The sequence below is a fragment of the Latilactobacillus curvatus JCM 1096 = DSM 20019 genome (assembly GCF_004101845.1).
Lineage (GTDB): Bacteria > Bacillota > Bacilli > Lactobacillales > Lactobacillaceae > Latilactobacillus > Latilactobacillus curvatus.
Genome location: NZ_CP026116.1, coordinates 217,437 through 241,806 on the forward strand (window position 1 = coordinate 217,437; position 24,370 = coordinate 241,806).

At 43.1% G+C, this 24,370-nt stretch carries 20 protein-coding genes; 19 read left to right on the plus strand and 1 reads right to left on the minus strand.

The genetic code is table 11. The annotated features are described in order from the left end of the window. Positions 1–11: 11 nt before the first annotated feature. Genes fmt through LCU_RS01265 form a run of 7 tightly spaced genes read left to right on the plus strand, consistent with a single transcriptional unit; the run spans position 12 to position 7,329 of the window. Positions 12–965, plus strand: coding sequence for a methionyl-tRNA formyltransferase (gene fmt / locus LCU_RS01235; RefSeq protein ID WP_004265521.1), 954 nt, complete (start codon positions 12–14; stop codon positions 963–965). Further along, a complete protein-coding gene (gene rsmB, locus LCU_RS01240) occupies positions 958–2,301 on the plus strand; it encodes a 16S rRNA (cytosine(967)-C(5))-methyltransferase RsmB (protein WP_004265600.1) in 1,344 nt (447 codons plus the stop codon). The genes fmt and rsmB overlap by 8 nt, the downstream gene beginning before the upstream one ends. A 23-nt stretch (positions 2,302–2,324) precedes the next feature. Continuing rightward, on the plus strand, positions 2,325–3,071 hold the full coding sequence (locus tag LCU_RS01245; RefSeq protein WP_004265595.1) for a Stp1/IreP family PP2C-type Ser/Thr phosphatase: 747 nt from the start codon (positions 2,325–2,327) through the stop codon (positions 3,069–3,071). Then, positions 3,068–5,092, plus strand: coding sequence for a Stk1 family PASTA domain-containing Ser/Thr kinase (gene pknB / locus LCU_RS01250; RefSeq protein WP_056965829.1), 2,025 nt, complete (start codon positions 3,068–3,070; stop codon positions 5,090–5,092). The genes LCU_RS01245 and pknB overlap by 4 nt, the downstream gene beginning before the upstream one ends. Positions 5,093–5,107: 15 nt before the next feature. Continuing rightward, positions 5,108–6,007, plus strand: a complete 900-nt coding sequence (gene rsgA / locus LCU_RS01255; RefSeq protein WP_004265533.1) for a ribosome small subunit-dependent GTPase A — start codon at positions 5,108–5,110, stop codon at positions 6,005–6,007. A 22-nt stretch (positions 6,008–6,029) separates the two neighbouring features. Further along, the gene (rpe, locus tag LCU_RS01260) at positions 6,030–6,692 is read left to right on the plus strand and encodes a ribulose-phosphate 3-epimerase (protein WP_035186087.1); all 663 of its coding nucleotides are present in this window, start codon (positions 6,030–6,032) and stop codon (positions 6,690–6,692) included. Continuing rightward, complete coding sequence (locus LCU_RS01265) at positions 6,679–7,329, plus strand: thiamine diphosphokinase (protein WP_054644074.1); 651 nt, start codon at positions 6,679–6,681, stop codon at positions 7,327–7,329. Before rpe ends, LCU_RS01265 begins: the two co-directional genes overlap by 14 nt. Positions 7,330–7,479: 150 nt before the next feature. On the opposite strand, the gene rpmB is transcribed toward LCU_RS01265, so the two are convergent. Further along, complete coding sequence (gene rpmB, locus LCU_RS01270; RefSeq protein ID WP_004265581.1) at positions 7,480–7,665, minus strand: 50S ribosomal protein L28; 186 nt, start codon at positions 7,663–7,665, stop codon at positions 7,480–7,482. Positions 7,666–7,970: 305 nt separating this feature from the next. On the opposite strand from rpmB, the gene LCU_RS01275 reads away from it, so the two are divergent. The 12 genes from LCU_RS01275 to smc all read left to right on the plus strand — a co-directional run bounded on the left by LCU_RS01275 (position 7,971) and on the right by smc (position 24,361). Beyond that, entirely contained in the window at positions 7,971–8,333 is a 363-nt protein-coding gene (locus tag LCU_RS01275; RefSeq protein WP_004265575.1) for an Asp23/Gls24 family envelope stress response protein, read from the plus strand. A gap of 64 nt (positions 8,334–8,397) precedes the next feature. Further along, complete coding sequence (locus tag LCU_RS01280) at positions 8,398–10,068, plus strand: DAK2 domain-containing protein (RefSeq protein ID WP_054644075.1); 1,671 nt, start codon at positions 8,398–8,400, stop codon at positions 10,066–10,068. Between the two features lie 200 nt (positions 10,069–10,268). Next, complete coding sequence (recG, locus tag LCU_RS01285; protein ID WP_081038331.1) at positions 10,269–12,344, plus strand: ATP-dependent DNA helicase RecG; 2,076 nt, start codon at positions 10,269–10,271, stop codon at positions 12,342–12,344. Between the two features lie 20 nt (positions 12,345–12,364). Beyond that, on the plus strand, positions 12,365–13,378 hold the full coding sequence (plsX, locus tag LCU_RS01290) for a phosphate acyltransferase PlsX (protein ID WP_035186079.1): 1,014 nt from the start codon (positions 12,365–12,367) through the stop codon (positions 13,376–13,378). A gap of 151 nt (positions 13,379–13,529) precedes the next feature. Next, positions 13,530–13,772, plus strand: coding sequence for an acyl carrier protein (gene acpP, locus LCU_RS01295; RefSeq protein WP_004265480.1), 243 nt, complete (start codon positions 13,530–13,532; stop codon positions 13,770–13,772). Positions 13,773–14,020: 248 nt separating this feature from the next. After that, entirely contained in the window at positions 14,021–15,667 is a 1,647-nt protein-coding gene (locus tag LCU_RS01300) for a peptide ABC transporter substrate-binding protein (RefSeq protein WP_056966708.1), read from the plus strand. 68 nt (positions 15,668–15,735) lie between these two features. Continuing rightward, positions 15,736–16,671 carry an oligopeptide ABC transporter permease gene (gene opp3b, locus LCU_RS01305; RefSeq protein WP_056966711.1) on the plus strand — a complete coding sequence of 312 codons (936 nt, stop codon included), beginning with the start codon at positions 15,736–15,738 and terminating at the stop codon, positions 16,669–16,671. Beyond that, positions 16,672–17,685 carry an ABC transporter permease gene (locus tag LCU_RS01310; RefSeq protein ID WP_004265582.1) on the plus strand — a complete coding sequence of 338 codons (1,014 nt, stop codon included), beginning with the start codon at positions 16,672–16,674 and terminating at the stop codon, positions 17,683–17,685. It begins immediately after the preceding gene. 190 nt (positions 17,686–17,875) lie between these two features. After that, on the plus strand, positions 17,876–18,940 hold the full coding sequence (locus LCU_RS01315; RefSeq protein ID WP_004265604.1) for an ABC transporter ATP-binding protein: 1,065 nt from the start codon (positions 17,876–17,878) through the stop codon (positions 18,938–18,940). Further along, positions 18,927–19,886, plus strand: coding sequence for an ABC transporter ATP-binding protein (locus LCU_RS01320; RefSeq protein ID WP_004265559.1), 960 nt, complete (start codon positions 18,927–18,929; stop codon positions 19,884–19,886). The genes LCU_RS01315 and LCU_RS01320 overlap by 14 nt, the downstream gene beginning before the upstream one ends. Before the next feature lie 170 nt (positions 19,887–20,056). Further along, a complete protein-coding gene (gene rnc, locus LCU_RS01325; RefSeq protein ID WP_004265441.1) occupies positions 20,057–20,746 on the plus strand; it encodes a ribonuclease III in 690 nt (229 codons plus the stop codon). A 54-nt stretch (positions 20,747–20,800) separates the two neighbouring features. Then, positions 20,801–24,361, plus strand: coding sequence for a chromosome segregation protein SMC (gene smc, locus LCU_RS01330; protein ID WP_056965919.1), 3,561 nt, complete (start codon positions 20,801–20,803; stop codon positions 24,359–24,361). Positions 24,362–24,370: the final 9 nt, after the last annotated feature.

A 24,370-nucleotide genomic window follows, 5' to 3' on the forward strand; every position in this document is an offset into this window, starting at 1 on the left:
GTGATTGATTAATGACATCCATCGTATTTATGGGGACTCCCCAATTTTCAGTACCGATTTTAGAAGCCCTTGTGGCACACGATTATCAAGTCCTAGCCGTTGTGACCCAACCAGACCGGAAAGTTGGCCGCAAGCAAGTCCTACAACAAACACCCGTTAAAGAAGCGGCTGTTCGCTTAAACCTGACTGTTTTTCAACCTGAAAAACTCAGTGGTAGTCAAGAATTAGCGGACGTGATGGCCTTGCAACCAGATTTAATTGTGACGGCAGCATATGGTCAATTCTTGCCAACGAAGTTATTAGAAGCCGCTAAGATTGCAGCCATCAATGTGCATGGTTCACTCTTGCCAAAATATCGTGGTGGTGCACCCATTCAATATGCTGTGTTAAACGGCGATTCAGAAATTGGGATTACCATCATGCATATGGCTAAAAAAATGGATGCCGGTGATATGATTGAACAAGCCAGCATTCCAATTGAAGCTTCAGACGACACCGGGACTTTATTTGATAAGTTAAGTTACGTCGGTCGAGATCTATTATTGAAGACATTACCAAGCATTATCGATCAAACCGCGCCCCGGACACCACAAGATGAAGCACAAGTAACGTTTGCTTACAATATTACTAAGGAACAAGAACAATTAGATATCGAGCAACCAGCAACGCAACTGGTCAACCAGATTCGTGCGTTACGGCCACAACCAGGCGCTTGGTTGCCAATTAATGGTCAACGGACAAAATTATGGCAAGCAACTGTTGCTGAAACAACGACGGATCAACCAGCCGGTGTGATTGTCGCTATCAACAAAAAGGATTTCGAATTAGCAGCCGGCAATGGCAGTGTTTTGAAGATTACCGAGATTCAACCAGCTGGTAAGGCTAAAATGCCGGTCCAATCTTTCTTAAACGGGGTTGGCAAACAACTCGCAGTCGGACAACAAGTGGTGGTGCAAGATGCCTAAAAAGACACCACGCTATTTAGCTGTTGAAATTTTAACGGCGGTTGCCAAACAAAACAGTTATTCAAACTTGGCCCTCGACCAAGTGATTAAACAAAACCACTTGAATCCCCAAGATGCTGGTTTTTTAACGCAGCTCGTGTATGGTGTGATTCAACATGAAATGACACTCGATTATTACCTAGCCCCCTTTATTCAAAAACCAGCTAAACTGGCAACTTGGGTCCGCCAAGTCTTACGGACGGCAGTTTTTCAACAGGTTTATTTGGATCGTGTTCCTGAACATGCGATTTTTTATGAAGCAACTGAGATTGCCAAACAAATGGGCCATGCTGGCACGGCTAAGTTGGTCACCGCAATTCTACGGAACCAACAACGGACTGGATTGCCTGATTTAGCAGCAATTGCCGATCCAATCGAACGCCTAAGTGTGACTTACAGTATGCCGCAGTGGTTAGTGGCGAAGTTCCACCAAGAATTAGGGCAATCAAAATTGGAACACTTATTGGCAACGATTAACCAACCAGCGAATGCGTCCATTCGAGTCAATACCCGTGTTAATTCAGTTGATGCCGTTTTGGCAGACTTACAGGCTGACGGGTTAACGATTGAACCGAGTGTAATTGTAGCCGCTGGATTAGTTGCCCACGGCGGTCACTTAGCCAGCGGTGAATTGTTCGAACAAGGCGCGTATATAATTCAAGATGAAAGCTCGATGTTAGTGGCACCAAGTTTGCAACTACAACCAAGTGATCGGATCTTGGATGCTTGTGCAGCCCCAGGTGGGAAAACGACACATATGGCGACTTATTTGGATGCCAGTCAAGGGGGGCAAATTACTGCCTTAGACATTCATGAACATAAAGTCCGCTTGATTGAGCAAAACGCTAAGCGTTTGCATGTTGCAGACGTCATTGATGCGCGGGCGCTCGATGCACGCAAAGTCGGTGAACAATTTGAACCTGAAACATTTGATAAGATTTTAGTCGATGCACCATGTTCTGGCTTAGGCTTAATGCGACGTAAACCGGAAATCAAGTATGGTCGCCAAGCAGCAGACTTATTGAACCTTCAAAAGATTCAATTGGCGATTTTAGAAGCCGTTGCACCAACCTTAAAAGTGGGTGGTCAATTGACTTACAGTACCTGTACGATTGTCCCAGAAGAAAATCAACAAGTTGTTGCGGCTTTTGTGGCCAATCATCCAGAATTTGAAATCGTACCAGTAGCACTCGACAAACCATTGCCAGCCAATCAAGCGACACCGTTTGTCCAAATCTATCCCGATGATTATCAAACAGACGGCTTTTTCATCGCTTGTTTAACACGACGGGCTTAAATTATTAATTGAGGTGAATTCTTATGAAAGTTGCTTTTCAAACCGATGTCGGCCAACAACGCCAAAATAATCAGGACTATGTCGGCTTTTATACCAATAAAAGCGGTGCGCAGTTTGCGATTGTTGCTGATGGGATGGGCGGTCATTTAGGCGGCGATGTTGCTTCAGAAATGGCGGTTTCCCATATTGGGTACGAGTTCGAACGAACTGATGATACCGACATTGAATCCATGGTTAAATGGTTAATTTTCGAATTACAAAAAGAAAACAAACATATTTTAGCGAAGGCTAATCAGTATGATGATTTGTTTGGGATGGGCACCACGCTCGTCGCAGTGTTGATTTCAGGTGCCAATTACTTAGTTGCCAATATTGGCGACAGCCGAGTGTATCGCTTCCGGAATAACGAACTCCGCCAATTAACAGAGGACCATTCCTTGGTAAATGAATTGGTGAAACAAGGGGAGTTAACCGAAGAAGCGGCAAAGCATCATCCACAAAAAAACATCATTACGCGCACATTAGGCGTTTCGCAAGATGTCGATGCCGATGTAACAATTTACGAATTTGAACCAGATGATTATCTATTATTATGTACAGATGGGCTAACCAATATGGTCGATGATGAACAAATTAAGACCACGCTGATGACACCGACATCGCTGGAAGAAAAATGTGCGGCATTAATTCAACAAGCAAATGATGCCGGTGGCTTAGATAATATTACGGCGTTAATCTTACATCAAACTGGTGAGGAGGGTGCGCGATGATGGAGACAGGCTACGCGGTCAATGGCCGCTATCAGATTATCCGTCCAATTGGAGAAGGTGGCATGGCCAACGTTTATCTGGCCCAAGATCTGATTTTGGATCGCCAAGTGGCGGTCAAGGTGCTGCGACTTGATTTACGGAACGATCCGAACACGGTACGTCGCTTTAAACGCGAAGCACTTGCCACAACTGAATTGAACCACCCCAATATCGTCAGTATCTATGATGTTGGTGAAGAAAACAGCATGCAATACATCGTGATGGAATATGTGAAGGGAACAGATTTAAAGAAGTATATCGTTGAACACTTCCCGATTCCTTATCAACGCGTCGTCGATATTATGACGCAGATTTTATCAGCGGTCGAAAATGCCCACGCGCACGATATTATTCATCGTGATTTGAAACCACAGAATATCTTGGTCGATGAAGCAGGTAACGTTAAGATTAGCGATTTTGGGATTGCGATTGCGCTCAGTGAAACCGCGATGACCCAGACCAATACATTACTCGGATCAGTGCATTATTTATCACCAGAGCAAGCACGGGGTTCAATGGCAACGAAACGTTCAGACATCTATTCACTCGGGATTATTCTGTATGAAATGTTAACGGGTATGGTGCCATTTGAAGGTGAATCGGCTGTTTCCATCGCGATTAAACATTTTCAAGATGCTGTACCACCCGTTCGAGATTATGATCCGCGGATTCCACAAGCTTTGGAAAACGTTGTGTTAAAAGCAACTGCCAAAGATCCGGACGAACGCTACAGTGATGTTGGGCAAATGACCACTGATTTGAGTACCTCATTATCAGCTAGTCGGGCGCATGAACCGAAATTCGTGCCCTCACAAGGTGATATGGGTGAAACAAAGGTGATTCCGGCTCTCGACCCAGAAGGGATTACGCGCCAAAACGATGTGCCAGAAGCCAAACCCAAAGATGAGACTGAAGTAAAAGACGATCAGAAAAAGAAACAGCCGCATAAGAAGTCGAAGCGGAAATGGTGGTTTGTGGGGCTTGGCGTAGTCTTGTTAGTGATGCTTGGTGTCTTCGCTGCGTACGCAATGCAAGGCAGTGAAGTGACTGTTCCAGATGTGACAGACATGACGCAAGAAAACGCGACTGCAGCATTAACCGCAGATAAATTAAAAGTTGGTAAGATTCAAAAAACTACTAGCAATAAGTACAGCAAAGGGCATGTGATTTTATCGACACCTGGTAAAGGAATGCATGTTAAATCGGGCAGTACGGTTGATCTAACAATCAGTACGGGTCGTAAAAAGTATGAGATCGAAGATTATACGGACAAACCGTTCACAGATGTCAGCACGTTATTGAAACAAAAGGGATTGACGGTTGTGCGCAAATATCAGAGTTCACGCAGTGTTGCTTCGGGACTGATTTTAGACCAAAGCATTGCCGCAGGTGAAAAAGTTGTCCCAAGTAAGACGACGATTACCTTGACTGTCAGCAGCGGCAAGCCAAGCATTACTTTACGCAATTTGAGTAATTACACGAAACAGGCTGTTCAAGACTATGTTGATGACGTTGGTTTGACGGTTACTTTTTCAGAGGATTACTCCAATACGATTGATGAAGGGTTAGTCATTAGCCAATCACCTGGTAGTGGTGCATCTATTCAAGAAGGCGCCAATATTAACGTGGTACTTTCTAAAGGTAAAAAAGCGCCCGCTACCAAGAGTTTTACGAAGTCGATTACGATTCCGTTTGATAATTCCTTAGCAACTTCACAAAGTAGTACAAGCAGCTCGAGCGAATCGGGTGACAGTAGTAGTACGAGCTCTAGTTCAAGTAGTACTTCAACGGCTACGACGAATAAGATTACGATTTATTTAGAAGATAGCACGCATTCAATAATGAGTGTTTATAAAGAAATGACGATTACCGCGGATACAACCGTTGAATTGCCATTTACGATTAAAGCGGACCAAGCCGGCCGTTTCCGGATTTTAAGAAATGGTCAAGAGATTCTATCTGATGACCATGTGACAAACTAATTGGGAGGTGACCTATTGCAGACAGGACAGATTATTCGCGCCCTCAGTGGGTTTTATGATGTACAAAGTGAAGGCAAAATTTATCGAACGCGTGCGCGTGGTAATTTCCGTAAACGGAAAATTACGCCACTTGTCGGTGATTTTGTCGAATTCGAGAGTGAAAGTGAAACAGAAAGTGGCTATATTCTTGAGATTTTAGACCGTAAAAATGAGATGATTCGACCACCAGTCGCTAATATTGATAATGCTGTCGTAATTGTTTCGGCGGTGGAACCAGCATTCTCCTTGAATTTGTTGGATCGTTTCTTGATTTATATTGAATCGCTGCACATGCAAGGGTTAGTTTATTTAACCAAGACCGATATGATTAGTGATCAACAATACCAAGAAATTAGTGATTACTTGGCGTATTATGCGAAGATCGGCTATCAAATTTTTGCACCGCGGACCGCCTTTACACCGGAGATAATTACGGCAATTGAAGACACGTTCCCGCATAAAACAACCGTCTTTACAGGACAAACGGGGGCCGGTAAGTCAACGTTGTTAAACCACATTGACCCGAGCTTGAATATTGCAACTGCCGAAATTTCGCAGAGTTTAAATCGTGGGAAACATACAACCCGGCATATTGAACTGATTCCGTTGAATGATGGGTTAGTTGGTGATACGCCTGGCTTTTCATCACTTGGTTTATTAAACGTCACGATTGAAACCTTGGTTGACCGATTCCCAGAGTTCAGAGAAATCGGGCAAGGATGCAAGTTTAGAACGTGTCAACACGTGATGGAACCGAAATGTGCCGTGAAAGAAGCTGTCGACAGTGGCGAAATTATGCAAAGTCGTTATACGAATTATTTACAGTTTAGAGCAGAATTAAAGGATATTCGGCCAGTTTACAAGAAGTCAAAATAAAAATGTGATCGGAGTTTTGATGATGAAACAAATCGCACCTTCAATTTTAAGCGCAGACTTTATGAACTTACAAAGAGACGTCCAAAACCTTGAAAAGGCGGGCGCTGATCTATTACATGTGGATATCATGGATGGGATGTTTGTCCCCAACATGTCGTTTGGCCCCCAAGTAGTAACTGGCTTGCGGCCATTGACAACGTTAGGCTTAGATGTCCATTTAATGGTGGAACAACCAGAACGCTACATCGAACAATTTGCAGCAGCTGGTTCAGACTTAATCATGATTCATGCCGAAGCAACGCAACATCTCTACCGTGGTCTTCAGATGATTAAAGATGCTGGTGTTAAAGCAGGCGTGGTGATCAATCCAGGGACACCAGTTAGTGCGATTGAACCAGTCTTATCATTGGTTGATCAAGTCTTAGTAATGACGGTTAATCCCGGTTTTGGTGGGCAGAAGTTTATTCCAGCGATGTTGGATAAGGTCACTGAATTAGCGACTTATCGCGATCAACATGCTGATGCAGATTATACGATTGAAGTCGATGGTGGGGTTAACGACCAAACCATCGGTGCGTGTGCCAAAGCAGGCGCAGATGTTTTCGTTGCCGGTTCATATACGTTTGCCGGTGATTTAGCAACCCGGATTGCAACTTTAAAGCAGGCTGCTCATGACGCGGATTAATGTGTTGGTGGGAGGACCAGTCAGTGAGTGGGCCCCCGAATTGGCGCAGCCAGAAATGATTGATGGTCAATGGGTGGCAGCAGACCGTGGTACGTGGCGCTTATTGCAAAAAGGCGTAACACCTGTCGTGTCAGTCGGCGATTTTGATTCATTGACGGCGGCTGAGCGGACCACCGTTCAATCAGCAGTAAAGGATATTCGCTCTGTGCAAGCAGAAAAAGATGATACCGACACTCAGTTGGCATTATCAATTGCGCTAACTGAATTTAATGCGGATCAAGTTGTGCTTTATGGCGCAACAGGCGGTCGGTTGGACCATTTTCTTGCTAATCTCTTTATGCCCTTAGAAACACGTTTTAAGCCGTTTTTAGACCGGTTAGAGATGCGCGATCGGCAAAATACGATTCGGTTCTATGCACCAGGGACGTATCAATTACAAAAAGAAGCCGATAAACGGTATCTGGCCTTTGTGCCATTAGTTCCCACAACTGGTTTAAATTTAATTGATGAAAAATATCGCTTGGTGGATTACCAAACGCAAGTCCCGATTTCATGGGCTAGTAATGAGTTCATCGGTGAGACCGGCCAATTCAGTTTTGAAACTGGGGTGGTTGCGGTGATTCAAAGTAAGGATTAAAAAGACGGCTCAGATAAAATTATTTTATCCGAGCCGTCTTTTTGGTTGCCATAAACGTGTTCGATCAGTCATCGCCTGAGGATTAGCCGACTTATCTCGTACTCTTTGCCAAAAAAAATAGACCGCCAACTGGCGGTCTATCAATTGAAATTATACACGAGTTACTTTGCCTGATTTCAAAGCACGGGCTGAAACCCAAACACGTTTAGGTTTGCCATCAACTAAGATACGTACTTTTTGTAAATTTGGCTTCCAAGAACGACGAGATGCGTTCAAAGCGTGTGAACGCTTGTTGCCAAATGATGTTTTACGGCCGGTAATAACGTCTTTTGCCATGGTCTTATTCCTCCTTTAAGTAAAGCCGGTAGAATTAACGAGAAACATAATATGATTCAGTTAGTCTTAATAGTTGCATGCATGCACACCGGCTTATACAATTCACTTAAATAATTTACCATAATAGTTTGGGGAATGCAAGAGCTCTTTCAAGGAAATTTACTTGACAGTCCAAAATAAGTCGTTTAAACTCATTAAAGTCCAAAAATAAGCCGTATTTTGGGAAGAATTCATCACCAGTTGCTTTGCAACTCTTCTCCGCTATGCTAAAATAACAATAAGTATGGCACAAGGAGGCTATTTTAATGGCTGTTAAAATTAAAACACAATATGGCGACATTGATATTACCAATAACGTGATTGCAACCGTCGTTGGTGGCGCTGCAACAGATATCTACGGAATTGTTGGGATGGCAAGTAAGAATCAAATCCGTGACAATTTAAACGATATTTTGAATCGTGAGAATTATAATCGGGGTGTCGTAGTCCGTCAAGAAGACAATGGCGTTGCGATTGATGTCTATATTATTGTTGGTTACGGCATTAAGATCTCTGAAGTTTGCCGTAACGTCCAGAGTAAAGTGAAGTACAATCTTGAAACAATGTTGGGTGTCAGTGCGAACTCAGTGAATATTTATGTTCAAGGTGTACGGGTATTAGAAGACTAAAACTAATTAGCGGAGCTGGCCACTAGGTCCAGTTCTATTTGTTTTTGTTCAAGGAGGAACATTCGTGAAAGTTACTGAAATCACAGCAGCAGAATTCCAAGCAATGATGCGGGTTGCTGCACATCGGCTTACTAAAAATGCAGAATTTGTCAATTCATTAAACGTCTTTCCAGTGCCTGATGGGGATACTGGGACCAATATGAGTTTAACGTTTCAAAGTGGGGCCAAAGCAGTTAATGAAAACAACGCGCAATCTGTCGGTGAATTATCTAAGAGTTTAGCCAAGGGGCTTTTGATGGGCGCTCGGGGTAACTCCGGGGTTATCAGTTCACAAATTTTCCGTGGTTTTTCTAAGAGCATGGCTGAAAAAGAAACATTGGATGCACAAGATTTGGCTGACGCATTCACAAATGGTGTTCAAACGGCTTATAAAGCAGTAATGAAACCCGTTGAAGGCACGATTTTGACGGTTGCCAGAGAAGGCGCCAAAGCTGGTGCCAAGGTTGCCGGTCAAACTGATGATATCGGTGCAGTTATCGAAGCTGTTGTTGAGGGTTCTAAGAAGGCCTTGTTGAAGACCCCTGAATTACTCCCTGTCTTAAAAGAAGTCGGCGTTGTCGATTCTGGTGGTCAAGGATTGGTCTTCATCTATGAAGGTTTCTTAGAAGGTTTAACAGGCCAAGCACCTGCAAAAGATCTTTACACACCTGATGAAGCGGAAATGGATGAAATGGTCAATGCCAATCATCATCAAACCGCTCAAATGGGTACAGAAGATATTGAAAATGGTTATTGTACTGAAATCATGGTCGCCCTTGGTGATGGGACAACTGTCGATCGCGAATTTGATTATGATGAATTCCGCAATCATTTAAACGGTGTTGGTGACTCTCTCTTAGTGGTAGCCGATGAAGAAGTGGTGAAGGTCCATGTGCATACAGAACATCCAGGGACAGTCATGGCTTACGGCCAACACTTTGGTTCATTAGTGAAGATTAAAGTCGATAACATGCGTTTACAACATGATACGATTGTTGAAAACGACCAACAAGCTGCTGCCCCTGTGCAAGCAGAACCTGTTGAAAATGGGATTATCGCGATTGCGGCCGGTGATGGGATTGCTGAACTCTTCAAGAGTTTAGGGGCTACTTATATCTTAAGTGGTGGTCAAACCATGAATCCAAGTACGCAAGATATTTTAGATGCGATTAAAGCAGCCAATGCTAAACAAGTGATCTTATTACCAAATAATAAGAACATCTTCTTAGCCGCTGAACAAGCTGCCGAAGTGGCTGATATTCCAGTTGCAATCGTGCAAAGTCGGACGATTGCTCAAGGGATGACCGCTCTCTTATCATTTGACCCATCTGCTGAATTGGCTGCTAATCAAGAAGCCATGACAGAGGCGTTAGATACCGTGATTAGTGGTCAAGTAACGCAATCAATCCGGGACACGACTTTAGATGGACTTGAAATTAAGAAAGACGATTACATGGGGATTATCGATGGTAAGATTAAGGTCTCAACGGCTGAACGTTTAACAGCAGCCATTGAAATGGTCCAAACAATGCTTGATGAAGACAGTGAAATCGTCACAATTATTATCGGGGAAGACGGCGATGCAACAGAAGCTGAACAAATCAGTGATGCAATTATGGCCCAAGACCCAGAATTAGAAGTTGAAGTACACGAAGGGAATCAACCAGTTTACCCATACTTGATTTCAGTTGAATAGTTAATCAAATAAAACGGGAATGAGGTTGAATATACCTGGTTCCCGTTTTTTAGTAGAAGTACGTTTAACCTTGGAATATGGTTAAAAAGCACGTTAAGAAAAAGAAGTGTATCAAAAGTGCTTATCCTGTGAGGATTAGTTTAATTAGCCGAATGACTAGCGTAGCTACTTGTTTGGCTAATGGTGCTAAACGCAACAGGATGCTTTTGAAAGCACGTTACAGGAGGCTGTCAATGTTAAGTTTAACGGATTCTGTTGCTGTGTTAGCTGGCGTCGGCCCGAAACGTCTGACAGCCCTCGATCAGCTTGGCATAAGGACCATTAGTGATTTATTGTATTATTTTCCGTTTCGTTACGAAGATTTGAAGGTCAAGGATTTATCCGAAGCGGCAGATCAGGAAAAGGTGACGTTAAAAGGAACGGTCGTCGCTGATCCGGTCATCAGTCGTTGGGGACCAGGGAAGACCCGGCTGAATGTACGGCTCTTGATTGAACATGACGTTGTGATGGTTACTTTTTTTAATCAACCCTATCTTAAGGACAAGTTTGAAGCCGGGGTCGATGTCGCTATTTATGGCAAGTGGGATGCTAAACGTCATACATTGACGGGGATGAAGGTCCTAGCGGTTCAATCGGCTGAGAATCCATCGTTTGCGGCCATCTATTCCGTTAATAAAAGTGTGCGTCAAGGGACACTGGTCAAGATGATTCAAGAAGCCTTTGATTTGTATCAAGACGTTATTCCCGAATTGATCCCAGAGGATATTCGCACGCGCTATAAGTTAATGAACGAACGCGACTTAATTGCTGGCATGCATTTCCCTAAAACGTATCCTGAAGCAAAGCAAGCACGCCGAAGCGCTATTTTTCATGAGTTCTTCCTATATCAGATTCAATTACAAGCCATTAAACAGACTGATCGGCATGTGGCAAACGGTTTAGCTTTGCAGTACCAAAATGAAGCACTTAAAGATTTTATTCAAACCTTACCGTTTGATTTAACCGATGCACAAAAGCGAGTGGTGAATGAAATTTGTCTTGATTTAAAATCACCAGCGCATATGAATCGCCTTCTCCAAGGGGATGTTGGTTCTGGGAAAACGATTGTGGCGGCGATTGCGCTGTTCGCGGCAGTGACTGCGGGTTATCAAGCCGCATTGATGGTGCCAACGGAAATTCTGGCGGAACAACACTATCAAAGCTTGCAACGCTTATTGGCACCAATGAACGTGACTGTTGGCTTATTGACCGGTTCGACGACGGCTAAAGAACGGCGGACGTTGTTGGCAGACATTGAATCCGGGCGCATCAATATTACTATTGGCACCCATGCCTTGATTCAAGATGCAGTGGTCTATCATAAGTTAGGCTTTGCTGTAATTGATGAACAACATCGTTTCGGGGTCAACCAACGGCGAATTTTGCGTGAAAAGGGGTTACAGCCTGATATTCTTGCAATGACGGCGACCCCGATTCCGCGGACGCTGGCGATTACCGCATATGGCGAGATGGACGTTTCAACGATTGATGAATTGCCAAAAGGACGGATTCCAATTGAAACCAGTTGGGTGCGTAGTAATCAAGTCGAACAAGCCCTCAGCTTTGTCCGTAAACAACTTGCAAACGATTCGCAAGTCTTTGCGATTACACCGTTGATTGCCGAATCTGAACAGATGGATTTAAAGAATGCCGAGGAGATTTACGCAACGTTGGTGGAACAATTTGAACCTGATTACCATGTTGCATTGTTGCATGGCCAGTTAAAAGATGATGAAAAAAATCAGATTATGAACGCTTTTTCTGAGAACAAAATTCAATTACTGGTTTCAACAACCGTCGTTGAAGTTGGTGTCGATGTGCCAAACGCGACGGTGATGCTCATTTTTGATGCGGATCGGTTCGGGTTGGCGCAATTACATCAATTACGGGGCCGGGTTGGCCGAGGTAAGAAAAAGGCATACTGTATTCTGGTGGCTGATCCGAAGAACCAACAAGGTGTTGACCGGATGACGATTATGACTGAAACCACTGATGGATTCGTCGTTGCGCAGAAGGATTTAGAATTGCGCGGACCAGGGGAAGTCTTTGGTGATCGTCAATCTGGATTGCCCGTCTTTAAAGTTGGCGATCCAGTAGCCGACTTTACGAGTTTACAAGTCGCCCAACAAGAAGTGCAAAAAATCTTCACGCTTGATCCTGAGTTGGCAGCACCGGACCATACGCCACTCAAAACATACTTACAACAACAAAAGCAAAATTACCTAACGTTAGATTGAAAACGGAAAGAGGAATGATGATGAAAATTGCAGTAGACGCAATGGGCGGCGATTTTGCACCCCAATCAGTAATTGAAGGGGTGTTACAAGCCCGCTCAGAATTAACAGATGTTGAATTTACGTTGTATGGTGATGAAGCACAAATTAAACCGTTGATTGATGATATGACGCGGTTAACGATTGTGCATACCACCGAAAAAATCACCAGCGAAGATGAACCAGTGCGTGCGATTCGGCGTAAAAAGCAAGCTTCAATGGTTCTGGCGGCGCAGGCAGTTAAAGATGGGGAAGCAGACGCACTCTTTTCACTAGGGAATACTGGTGCGCTCTTAGCAGCCGGATTATTCGTGATTGGTCGGATTAAAGGGATTGATCGTCCAGGTTTAATGCCTACCCTACCAGCCATTAATTCAGATTTAGGCTTCAATATGTTAGATGTTGGGGCCAACGCCGAAGCAAAGCCGGAGCATTTGCATCAATATGGCTTAATGGGGAACTTCTACGCACAAGACGTCCGTGGCATTCAAAAGCCGCGAATTGGTTTGTTGAATAATGGGACTGAAGCTGGCAAGGGTGATGAGTTGCATAAGGCAGCACATCAACTACTGGCAGATGATCTAACGTTAAACTTCATTGGTAACGTTGAAGCAAGTGAACTCTTAAAAGGGGTTGCGGATGTCGTGGTCACAGATGGGTTTACCGGCAATGCGACGCTTAAAGCAATTGAAGGGACTGCCACAATCGTGATGTCGCAAGTCAAACATGCGATTATGGATGCTGGTGTCAAAGAAAAAATCGGTGGTTTACTCTTGAAAAAGAGTGTTGGTGGGATTCGTGATAAATTCGACACATCTGTTTATGGCGGGGCTGTTTTATTAGGCTTAAAAGCCCCTGTTGTTAAGGCGCACGGTGCTGCAGATGGCCGCACGGTTTACTACACTGTTCGCCAGATTCATGCAATGCTGGCGAACCAAACGATTCAAAAAGTAATCGATTATTTTGACCAACAAAATAGCCCAAAAGAAACCGATTAAAATAGGTGGACAATGTGTTCCAAAGGCGCTACAATATACTTCGCAAGTCTGATTTGATTTACTTGAATTGAGTTGCGAAGTTATGTATAATCACTGGATACCCAAAGTGTTAAGTACGTAGGTAAGGGTTTCAATTTGGAGGTTTTTAATTATGAATGAACAAGAAATCTTTGATAAGATTGCGGCTATTATTGGCGATCGATTTGAGTTAAATAAGGATCAGGTAACAGACGAATTGAACTTCAAGGAAGACTTGGATGCTGATTCAATTGATATTGTGGAATTTGTTTTGGAATTAGAAGACACTTTTGGTGCCGAAATTCCGGATGAAGAAGCTGAAAAGATCGGTACGGTAGCTGATGCCGTTGCTTACATTAAAACAAAAATCAAATAATAACCTTGAAAACGAGCCTGTTGGTTGTGAGTATTCGCGACCGACAGGCTTATTTTTTTGCATTTTAAACAGTTTGTGAAAATGAGATTATTCACATAATAATCATTTGCGGATGCGTTATAATATTAGAATGATTCTTATAATAGCTCTGCATCAATGAAAATAAATTAGAATATTTTAATCTTTATTATTTACTTTTCATTTTTAATCATGTATTATTATTTTTAATAACTGAAGGGAGTGTCCATATGAAACGAGAAAAGAGTTTGGTATTAGGTATAACAACAGTGGCGGTCACATTATTATTAGCAGCTTGTGGTAACTCAGGTAGCAAGGAAGCCGTTAAGACTGACACAGCCAGTTTTGCAACGAGTGACGTCATTGCGACAATGGATTCAGCGTTAAATACGGATGTGATCGGTGCGCAGGCTTTAACCGATACGATGGAAGGTCTTTACCGCTACGAGGGTAAAGAAATCAAACCGGCGATTGCGACTAAAGTAGTCAAACCAACTAATAACGGTTTAACATATACATTCCCATTAAGAAAAGACGCGAAGTGGAGCAATGGTCAACCGGTCACGGCAGAAGATTTCGTTTATGCTTGGCGCAGAGTCGTTGATCCAAAGGTCGGCTCACAATATGCTTATATCTATGAAGGCATTAAAAATGCAGCAGACATCACGACTGGTAAGGAACCGGTTGATTCATTGGGTGTAGTCGCTAAGGATAAACACACCTTAGAAGTCACCCTTGAAAAACCAATTCCATACTTCAGTCAATTGATGACCAGCTCAACTTTCTTCCCCCAATATCCAGAAGCGGTCAAGAAAGCTGGCAAGAGTTACGGGACAAATTCTAAAACATTAGTTTTCAACGGCCCTTATAAGTTAGAAAATTGGAATGGCCCAGATAGCTCATGGAAAGAAGTTAAAAACACCAATTACTGGAATACGAAAGCAGTTAAGGTTAAGACGTTGAAGTATCAAGTGGTTAAAGATCCATCAACAGCTTTAAACCTCTTCCAAAGTAATAAATTAGATCGGACGGCGATCAGTGGTGACACAGCTAAACAAATGAAAAACGATCCACATTACTCAACCTTACAAAAATCAGCAACATTCTACATGCAAGTCAACCAAGAAAAGAATCCAATCTTTAAAAATGCGAAGATTCGCCGAGCAATTTCAATGACAATTAATCGTAAAGAATTAGTCGCACAGGTTCTAGGTGATGGTTCAAGTCCAATTGCTTCTGTGACACCAAAGAATATGTCATTTGACCCAACAACTAAGAAGGATTTTGTTGATGATTTAGACGCAGCGGGTAAGAAAAATGCAAGTTACAACCCTAAAGAAGCAACAAAACTTTGGAACGAAGGCCTTGCTGAAACTGGGCAAACAGGCAAAACATTCAATTACACATTACTTGGCGATGATACGGATACTGCCAAGAAACAATCCGAATATTTGCAAAATACTTTACAAAAGAACTTACCAGGTTTGAAAGTCACATTAGCGAACGTGCCATTTAAGACTCGTTTAACACGTTCAACGAACGGTGATTTCGACATGGTGGTTAGTGCTTGGAACGCTGATTTCCCAGATCCAATCACATTCTTAGACTTGTTTGTAACAGGCGGCGATAACAATGATGGCCATTGGAGCAATGCCGAATACGATGCACAGATCAAGGCAAGTAAAGGTGACAACGCCAATGATCCTAAAGCAAGATGGCAAAACCTTGTTAAAGCACAAGATATTATGAATACAGAGTCAGGTGTCATTCCACTGTATCAATCAGGTGTGGCGTACTTAACTAACCCAAGCCTTAAAGGTTTAGACTACGGCCCTTCAGGAAGCTACAATAATGTCTCACTTTATTTAAAAAAATAAACTGACTTTATAAAGATGGGCTTCAGCGTTGAAAAACAATGAAGCCCGTTTTTGTTAGGAGCGAACTTATGAGTAAATACCTTATTAAACGAATATTCTATTTAGTGCTAACCCTATTCATTGTCGCTTCTGTGACCTTCTTCATGATGAAGTTGATGCCAGGGACGCCATATACGAATCAGGAAAAAATGAGTGCTGATCAATTACGGATCATGAATGAACAGTACGGTTTGAACAAACCATTAATTCAGCAATATTTCATCTATCTAGGTGGCTTGTTGCATGGTGATTTTGGCACATCCTTCCAGTTCAACAATCAGCCCGTCTTGAGCCTAATCATGACGCGTTTAGGACCTTCATTACAAATCGGGGCACAAGCGATGATTGTCGGCTCATTACTGGGTATTTTACTAGGGGCAGTGGCGGCCATTCGCAAGAATACATGGGTCGATGGCGTTGCAACGTTCTTTTCAATCGTTGGGATTTCAATTCCGAACTTTGTGTTGGCGGTCTTACTCCAATTTTTCCTTGCCTTTAAATTACAACTATTCCCAATTGCGTTATGGGACGGCTGGTCATCTAGTGTCTTACCAACATTAGCACTAGCGGTTGCACCATTGGCGAATACGGCTCGGTTCATGCGGACTGAAATGGTCGATGTTTTAAACAGTGATTACATCGAACTTGCTAAAGCCAAAGGCAATTCAAAATGGCAAACAGTGGCAAAGCATGCCTTACGAAATTCAATGATTCCGGTTGTTACGATTATCGGGCCGATGGCAGTCAACTTGATGACTGGGTCACTAGTTGTTGAAAATATTTTCTCGATTCCCGGAATTGGGGAGCAATTTGTGAAGTCAATTATGACGAATGATTATCCAACGATCATGGGCTTGACCATTTTCTATTCATTCTTATTAACAGTGATTATTCTAGTCGTCGATATTCTTTACGGGATTATTGATCCACGAATTCGATTAAGTGACAGTCAGGGGGCGCACTAAATGGCAGATATTAAAATACCAGCGGGCTCATTCAAGCCCCTTACACAAGACACGCATGAAGCACAAGAAAAAATTAGTGCACCATCATTGACGTTTACGCAAGATGCCATTCGGCGCTTAAAGCAAAATAAAGTCGCGGTGGTTTCGTTAGTTGTCCTCTTAATTGTGATGTTGGCTGCTTTATTGGCACCAGTGATTGCACCACAAAGTCCAAATACACAAAATGTGGCGTACGCTAACTTACCGCCTAAAATTGGATCGGGGAATATCCCTGGTTTTACCGGTAAGATGGACGTTTCCGGTGTTAAAGTTGATAAATATCAACAAGCGGGCGTTCCCAAAGGCAAAACGTTTATCTTAGGGACGGATTATCTCGGTCGTGATTTATTATCACGAATTTTATACGGGACACGCTTATCCTTATTAATTGGGATTCTAGCGACATTGGTCGATTTATTAATCGGGATTCCATACGGGATTGTTTCCGGATGGCGTGGTGGCCGTTTGGATATGTTCATGCAGCGGGTAACTGAAATCATTTCATCAATTCCAAACTTAATTGTGGTTGTCTTGATGATGTTGGTACTCCGTCCAGGTTTATTGTCAATCGTCATCGCGATTGGCTTTACCGGTTGGATTACAATGGCCCGGTTGATTCGGGCCCAAACGTTCCAACTTAAGGAACAAGAATTCGTGCTCGCCGCACGGACGTTGGGTGAAAGTTCCACCAAGATTGCTTGGAAACACCTGATTCCGAATTTATCCTCAACGATTATTATTCAAACGATGTTTACAATTCCGAGTGCGATTTTCTTCGAAGCGTTCTTGAGCTTTATCGGGATTGGGATTCCAGCACCGAATGCTTCATTAGGGACGTTATTATCAGATGGGCAAAAAGCTTTCCGTTTCTTGCCATATCAAATGTGGTATCCAGCAGCAGTCCTCTGTGTGATCATGATTGCCGTCAACTTACTAGCAGACGGACTAAGAGACGCATTCGATCCAAAATCATAGCGTGTGCAAGTAGGCGGTTAGCTTTCGCGGATTAGCATAGTCTGACGAATAATCAACTTGTTGATTATTTATTAGACGTAGCTAACCACAGAAAGCAGTTAATGAAAGCACGTTTAGAAGCAGAGTCAGTTTCAAAAAGCATGTCAATACAAGGCCGTTTCCACGCGGTTTCATCATTGGAGGTCGTCAAATGGCAAATATTTTAGAAGTTAAACATTTAAGTATCGATTTTAAAACCTACGCAGGGGACGTCCATGCTATTCGCGATGTCAGTTTCAACTTGAAAAAAGGCGAAACACTAGCGATTGTTGGTGAATCAGGTTCAGGTAAGTCGGTAACGGTCCGTAGTATTATGGGCTTGTTAGCGGGTAATGCTCAAATTAAGGGTGGTACAATCAAGTATCACAATGAAGATCTCTTACAAAAACCAGAACAGGAAATGAATGCCTTACGTGGTAGCGATATTTCCATGATTTTCCAAGATCCGATGACGTCATTGGATCCAACGATGCCGATTGGTAAACAAGTTGCTGAACCCTTGTTGATTCATAAAACAATGAATAAGGAAGAAGCAATGAAACGTGCACAGAGTGTTTTAGAGTTGGTGGGTATTCCGAATGCCAAAGCACGGATGAAAGATTATCCGCATCAATTTTCTGGTGGGCAACGGCAACGAATCGTGATTGCGATTGCGATTGTTGATTATCCACAAATCCTGATTGCCGACGAACCGACAACGGCGCTTGATGTGACAGTGCAAGCACAAATTATCGATTTGATGAAGGAATTGCAACGCAAGATTGAAACCTCAATTATTTTCATTACGCATGATTTAGGTGTTGTGGCAGGGATTGCCGATCGCGTAGCGGTAATGTATGCCGGTAAGATTATCGAATATGGGTTGGTTGATGAAATTTTTTATCAACCCAAGCATCCATATACGTGGGGCTTATTGAACTCAATGCCAACACTTGATACTTCTGGCCGTCTTGAAGCCATTCCAGGGACCCCACCAGACTTGTTGGATCCACCAAAAGGGGATGCCTTCGCACCGCGTAATCCATATGCTTTACAAATTGATGTGGAACAGGAACCGCCATTTTTCCAAGTGTCGAAAACGCATTTTGCGGCAACTTGGTTGTTGCATCCAGATGCACCAGCTGTGGAACCACCAGCAGCCGTCCGTGCAATGATGGCTAAGTACCAGGCGACACAAGTTCAAGAGAAAGTAGGGACAATTGATGGACAAGGATAAAAAAGTATTAGTGTCGGTTAAACATTTAAAGCAATATTTTAGCCAAGGAAAAAAATCCGAAGTCAAAGCCATTGATGATGTCTCATTTGAAATCTATGAAGGCGAAACGTTTGGCTTGGTGGGTGAATCTGGTTCTGGGAAGAGTACAACTGGGCGGAGTATCATCCGGCTATACAACCCGACAGATGGTGAAATTCTATTCGATGGCCGTGACATTAGTAAGATTAAAAATCATAGTCGTGAAATGAAGGCGTTCCGGAAAGAGATTCAGATGATTTTCCAAGATCCCTACGCATCATTGAATCCACGGATGAAAGTCAAAGACATCATCGCTGAGGGCTTGCATATCCATCATTTGGTTAAAAATGATGCAGAATGTGATGCACGCGTCAACGAGCTTTTGGAATTAGTTGGTTTGAATAAAGACCATGCAACGCGTTATCCTTATGAATTCTCCGGTGGGCAACGCCAACGTATTGGGATTGCCCGCGCGCTTGCGGTAAAACCTAAATTTATCATTGCGGATGAACCGATTTCGGCGCTTGACGTATCGATTCAAGCACAAGTGGTTAACTTGATGAAAGAAATTCAAGAACAGCAAAACTTGACGTATTTATTCATCGCACATGATTTATCGATGGTGAAATACATTAGTGATCGGATTGCGGTGATGCATAACGGTAAAATTATGGAATTGGCATCAGCCGATGACATTTATGATCGACCATTGCATCCATATACGCAAAGTCTATTGTCTGCTGTGCCGTTACCTGATCCAAAGGTCGAGCGGCAACGTCGGCGAATTGCTTATGATAGTTCAATTGAGGCAGATAATGAAGGTCGTCAATTGCGCGAAGTGGCCGATGAACACTATGTCTATGCAACTGAAGCTGAACTAGCGAGTTATCAAACCGCTTTAGCAGCAATGACAACGCCATCTGCATAAAGCAACGCCTGTTTTGAAATATTCGTTTGCGTGTTACAATGAATACTTCAAAACAGGCGTTTTTTAGTGATTAATAAAAGAAACGGTTTGCTAGGAACGACGCTGTTTTTTTAAGCGTATAAACGGTATAATAGTGAAAGATTAAACAGTTGAAATGGGGTAATTTAATTTTGGATGCAGCACTAGTGAGCGAGCTTCGAGCCCGCTACGGCATTGAATTTCAGAATTTAGCACTATTGGACGAAGCCTTTACACATTCGTCATACGTCAATGAACACCGGGAGTTGGGTCTTCGTGATAACGAACGGCTCGAATTCTTGGGTGACGCGGTGATGGAAATTACGGTTTCGGAATACTTATATAAAAAATATCCGGACTGGCCAGAAGGCAAACTGACACGCTTACGGGCGGCAATCGTCTGCACGAAGAGTTTCAGTAGTTTTGCCAAAGAAGCGCACTTTGATCGATACATTCGCCTTGGTAAAGGGGAAGAAAAAAACGGTGCGCGGGCACGAGCAACACTTTTGGAAGATTTATTTGAAGCTTTTAACGGCGCTTTGTTCTTAGATCAAGGGCGTGGCGCAGTTGTTAAATTCATCGAACAAGTTGTCTTTCCCAAGATTGAAGCCGGTGAATTTTCAGACCAAACGGATTATAAGACCAATCTGCAAGAGTTCTTGCAACAAGATGGTGAAGTTGAGATTGAATATAAGTTATTGGCAGAAGTGGGACCATCACATGCCCGTCAATTTGAAGTGGATGTGATGATGGGCGATCGCGTCTTAGGTTCAGGTGTTGGCCGGAACAAAAAAGCAGCCGAACAAGCAGCTGCTAAAGTGGCGCTTGCCAAACTGAAATAAAGAAAGAAGCAAACGACAGTTGAAACCAACCGCCGTGTGTAGGGAGTTTAGTGCATGCAGTTAAAGTCATTGGTTTTATCAGGGTTTAAATCATTTGCTGATAAAACAGAAATCAATTTTTCAGAAGGTTTAACGGGCATCGTTGGACCAAACGGGAGCGGTAAAAGTAACGTCACAGAAGCAATTCGGTGGGCGATGGGCGAACAATCAGCCAAGAGCTTACGGGGCGAAAAGATGCCCGACATCATTTTTGCCGGGACTGATATTCGACCACAGATGAATAAGGCAGAAGTGACGCTGGCTTTTGATAACAGCGATCAATATTTGAAACAAGAACAAGCCAACGTCACGATTACGCGGCGTTTATTTAGAAATGGCGATAGTGAGTTTTATTTGAATCAAAAGAGTTGTCGGTTAAAAGACATCGTTAATTTATTTATGGATTCTGGCCTTGGGCGAGAATCTTTTTCGATTATTTCGCAAGGTCGGGTTGAAGCAATTTTCAACAGTAAACCAGAAGATCGGCGGAATATTATTGAAGAAGCGGCCGGTGTTTTGAAATATAAACAACAAAAGAAAAAGGCTCAATCTGAATTAGATCAAACAGATGAAAATTTGAGTCGGGTCACCGACATTCTTCATGAACTACGGGGACAAGTTGAACCGTTGAAGGAACAAAGCAGTATTGCGCAGGATTACTTGGATCAAAAAGCGCAATATGATGCATTGCACCAACAATTATTGGTGATTGAAATTGATCAATTAGTGGCTGATCAAAAGACGTACAAAGAAAAGGCGCAAACCCTTGCGCAAGCGTTGCAAGAGATTGAAGCGGACATCGCTAAGACGACGGCTGCCCAAACCGAGAATCAGGCAACCTTAGCCCAGTTGGAACAACAAATAGAACAAGATAATCAGACGTTGTTAGAAAAGTCTCGCTTGGCTGAAAATCTATTAGGCCAAGAGAACGTTTCAAAAGAGCGCGCTAATTATACGGATGCGAACCGCCAAAGTTTAGTCGAACAGATCGACACATTAAAACAGCAATTAACGGCGGAACAAGCCAATCAATCTGAATTAAAGGCAAGTTATGAAGAAAAAGTGACGGCATTGAGGGCGTTGAAGACGGAGTTAACCACCCTTAAACGCCAAGCGTCTGGTAGTGAAGCGGAACTGAAAGCGAAGATTGAACAAATTCGTCAAGAATACATCGATCAGATGCAAGCCCAAACGACCAATCATAATGAACAACAATATTTAGAAAAGAACTTGTTACAAACTAAAACGCAACTTGCACGGCAAGATAGTGCAGTCGATGAGACATCGACGCAATTGGCACAAAAAAAGGCAGAACAAGCGGCCCAAAAAGCCCAACTTGAAACACTCAAAGCGCAATACGAAACGTTGTCCAATGAGTTGGCCGAATTACAAACGCAAATTAACACGGACCAAGCGGCTTACCAAAATCAACAAAATAGTTGGTTCCAAGCGTCTGGTATTTTACAAAAAGCGAAAGCAAAACAAGCTAGTCTTGCGGAATTAAATGATGACTACGCCGGCTTTTATCAAGGGGTTAAGGCTGTCTTGAAGCAAAAACAACAGTTCCCTGGTTTATTAGGGGCTGTAGCGGAATTGATGCAAGTGCCCAGTGAGTATCAACAAGCGATTGAATTAGCATTAGGCGCACAGCTACAACAAGTTGTGACACGGGATGAACAGACGGCCAAACAAGCGATTGAGTATTTGAAAACCAATCGGATTGGGCGGGCAACTTTCTTACCCAATAACGTTGTCAAACCACGTTTACTACCAAGTAGCTTAGTTCACCAATTACAACAGCAGCCTGGATTTATCGGAATTGCCAGTGAGCTTGTGCAGTTTGATGAACAAGTGCGACCGGTGATGAACCATTTGATGGGCAATTTGATTGTCGCGACTGAGTTGGAGCCGGCGATTAAATTGAGTCAATTGACGGGGCATCGTTACCGAATCATTACGTTAGCAGGGGATATTTTAAGCCCGGGTGGTTCGATGACTGGGGGCCATAATAACCGACAAAACAATGGTGGGCTACTTGCGCGTAAGCAAACCTTGACTGATTTAGAAGGTCAAATTGCCAAGATGCAGGTCGCTTTGGATCAAAAGCAAGCCAGTGTCCAAGCCGCAAAAGCTCAATTAACGGCACGCCAAGCAGAATTAAATACGAAACAAGCGGCATTGGAAACCGCTAAGAATCAATATCAAGCTGCCCAAAATACGTTAGCCTTGACTGACGAACGTTTGAGTCAGTTTGAACGGCAACAACAAGCAACCGATTATCAAGTGCAACAACAACAACAAGCTTATGAGGCAGATTTAAAACGCCAGGCAGAATTAGTGGCAGCCGAAGCTGAAATTGTTGCGTCGATTGCACAGCTGCAAGCAGATCTCGAAACAGCTAATGAGCAATTACAACATTTTGATGAGAGTCAAAAACAAATTGCGCAACAACAAACAGCCCTCGAAACCAAGTTGGCTGTCGCTCAAGCTGAACAAAAGAATGTTCAGGAGAAATTAACGGTTGCTACTCGCAATAGCAACGACCTGGCAGCCCAGTTGAAGGCCAGTCAGGATAAACTAGCTGCGCTAAAACAAGCGGATCAAGAAGACGCTTCGAGTCAAAAAGAACGACGAGCACTGCTAAAGGCAACCAATGCTTTGATTGAGAAAGTCCAAGCGAAGTTAGCCACTGAACGCGCGCAAAAAGAAACGCTGAAGGCGGAACAACAAACGCTTCAAGCCAAGGCCACACGCGTCTACCAATTACAAAAAAATAGTTTAGCTGAGCAAGAACAAAATGCTGTCGGGCTCAACCGGGTTAAAATTAACATTGATCAACGCTTAAATACATTGAGCGAAGATTACCAATTGACTTACGAAGCCGCCAAGGCCGCTTTGGCCGCATCAGACTTAACCGACGATCAATTGCGGTCTAAGTTGAAATTATTGAAACTCGGCTTAGCTGATTTAGGAACGGTCAACTTGGCGGCCATTGATGATTATCAACACGTTAAAGAACGTTACGATTTCTTGATGCAACAAGATGCCGATTTGATGGACGCTAAGCGCCAATTATTAGCATCGATGGCTGAAATGGATACGGAAGTTGAAAAGCGATTTAAGGAAACGTTCGAACAAACCGCGGCCGCTTTTGAAACCATCTTCCCAATCATGTTTGGTGGCGGCCATGCCAGTTTAACGTTGACGGATCCAAGCGCACTATTAACCAGTGGGATTGACATCATTGCACAGCCACCTGGCAAGAAATTACAACGCTTGAGTCTTTTATCTGGTGGTGAACGTGCATTGACGGCGATTACGTTATTATTTGCCATCTTAAAAGTGCGTCCAGTACCGTTTTGTATTTTGGATGAGGTCGAAGCTTCATTGGATGAAGCCAATGTCGATCGCTTCGGTCGCTTCATGAAACGTTACGAAAGTGACACACAATTCATTGTGATTACCCATCGAAAAGGGACAATGACCCAAGCCAATCGCTTATACGGGGTGACAATGGCGGAATCTGGAATCTCGAAGATTGTTTCCGTTTCATTAGAAGAACACGCAACAGCCTAGGAGGAAAAC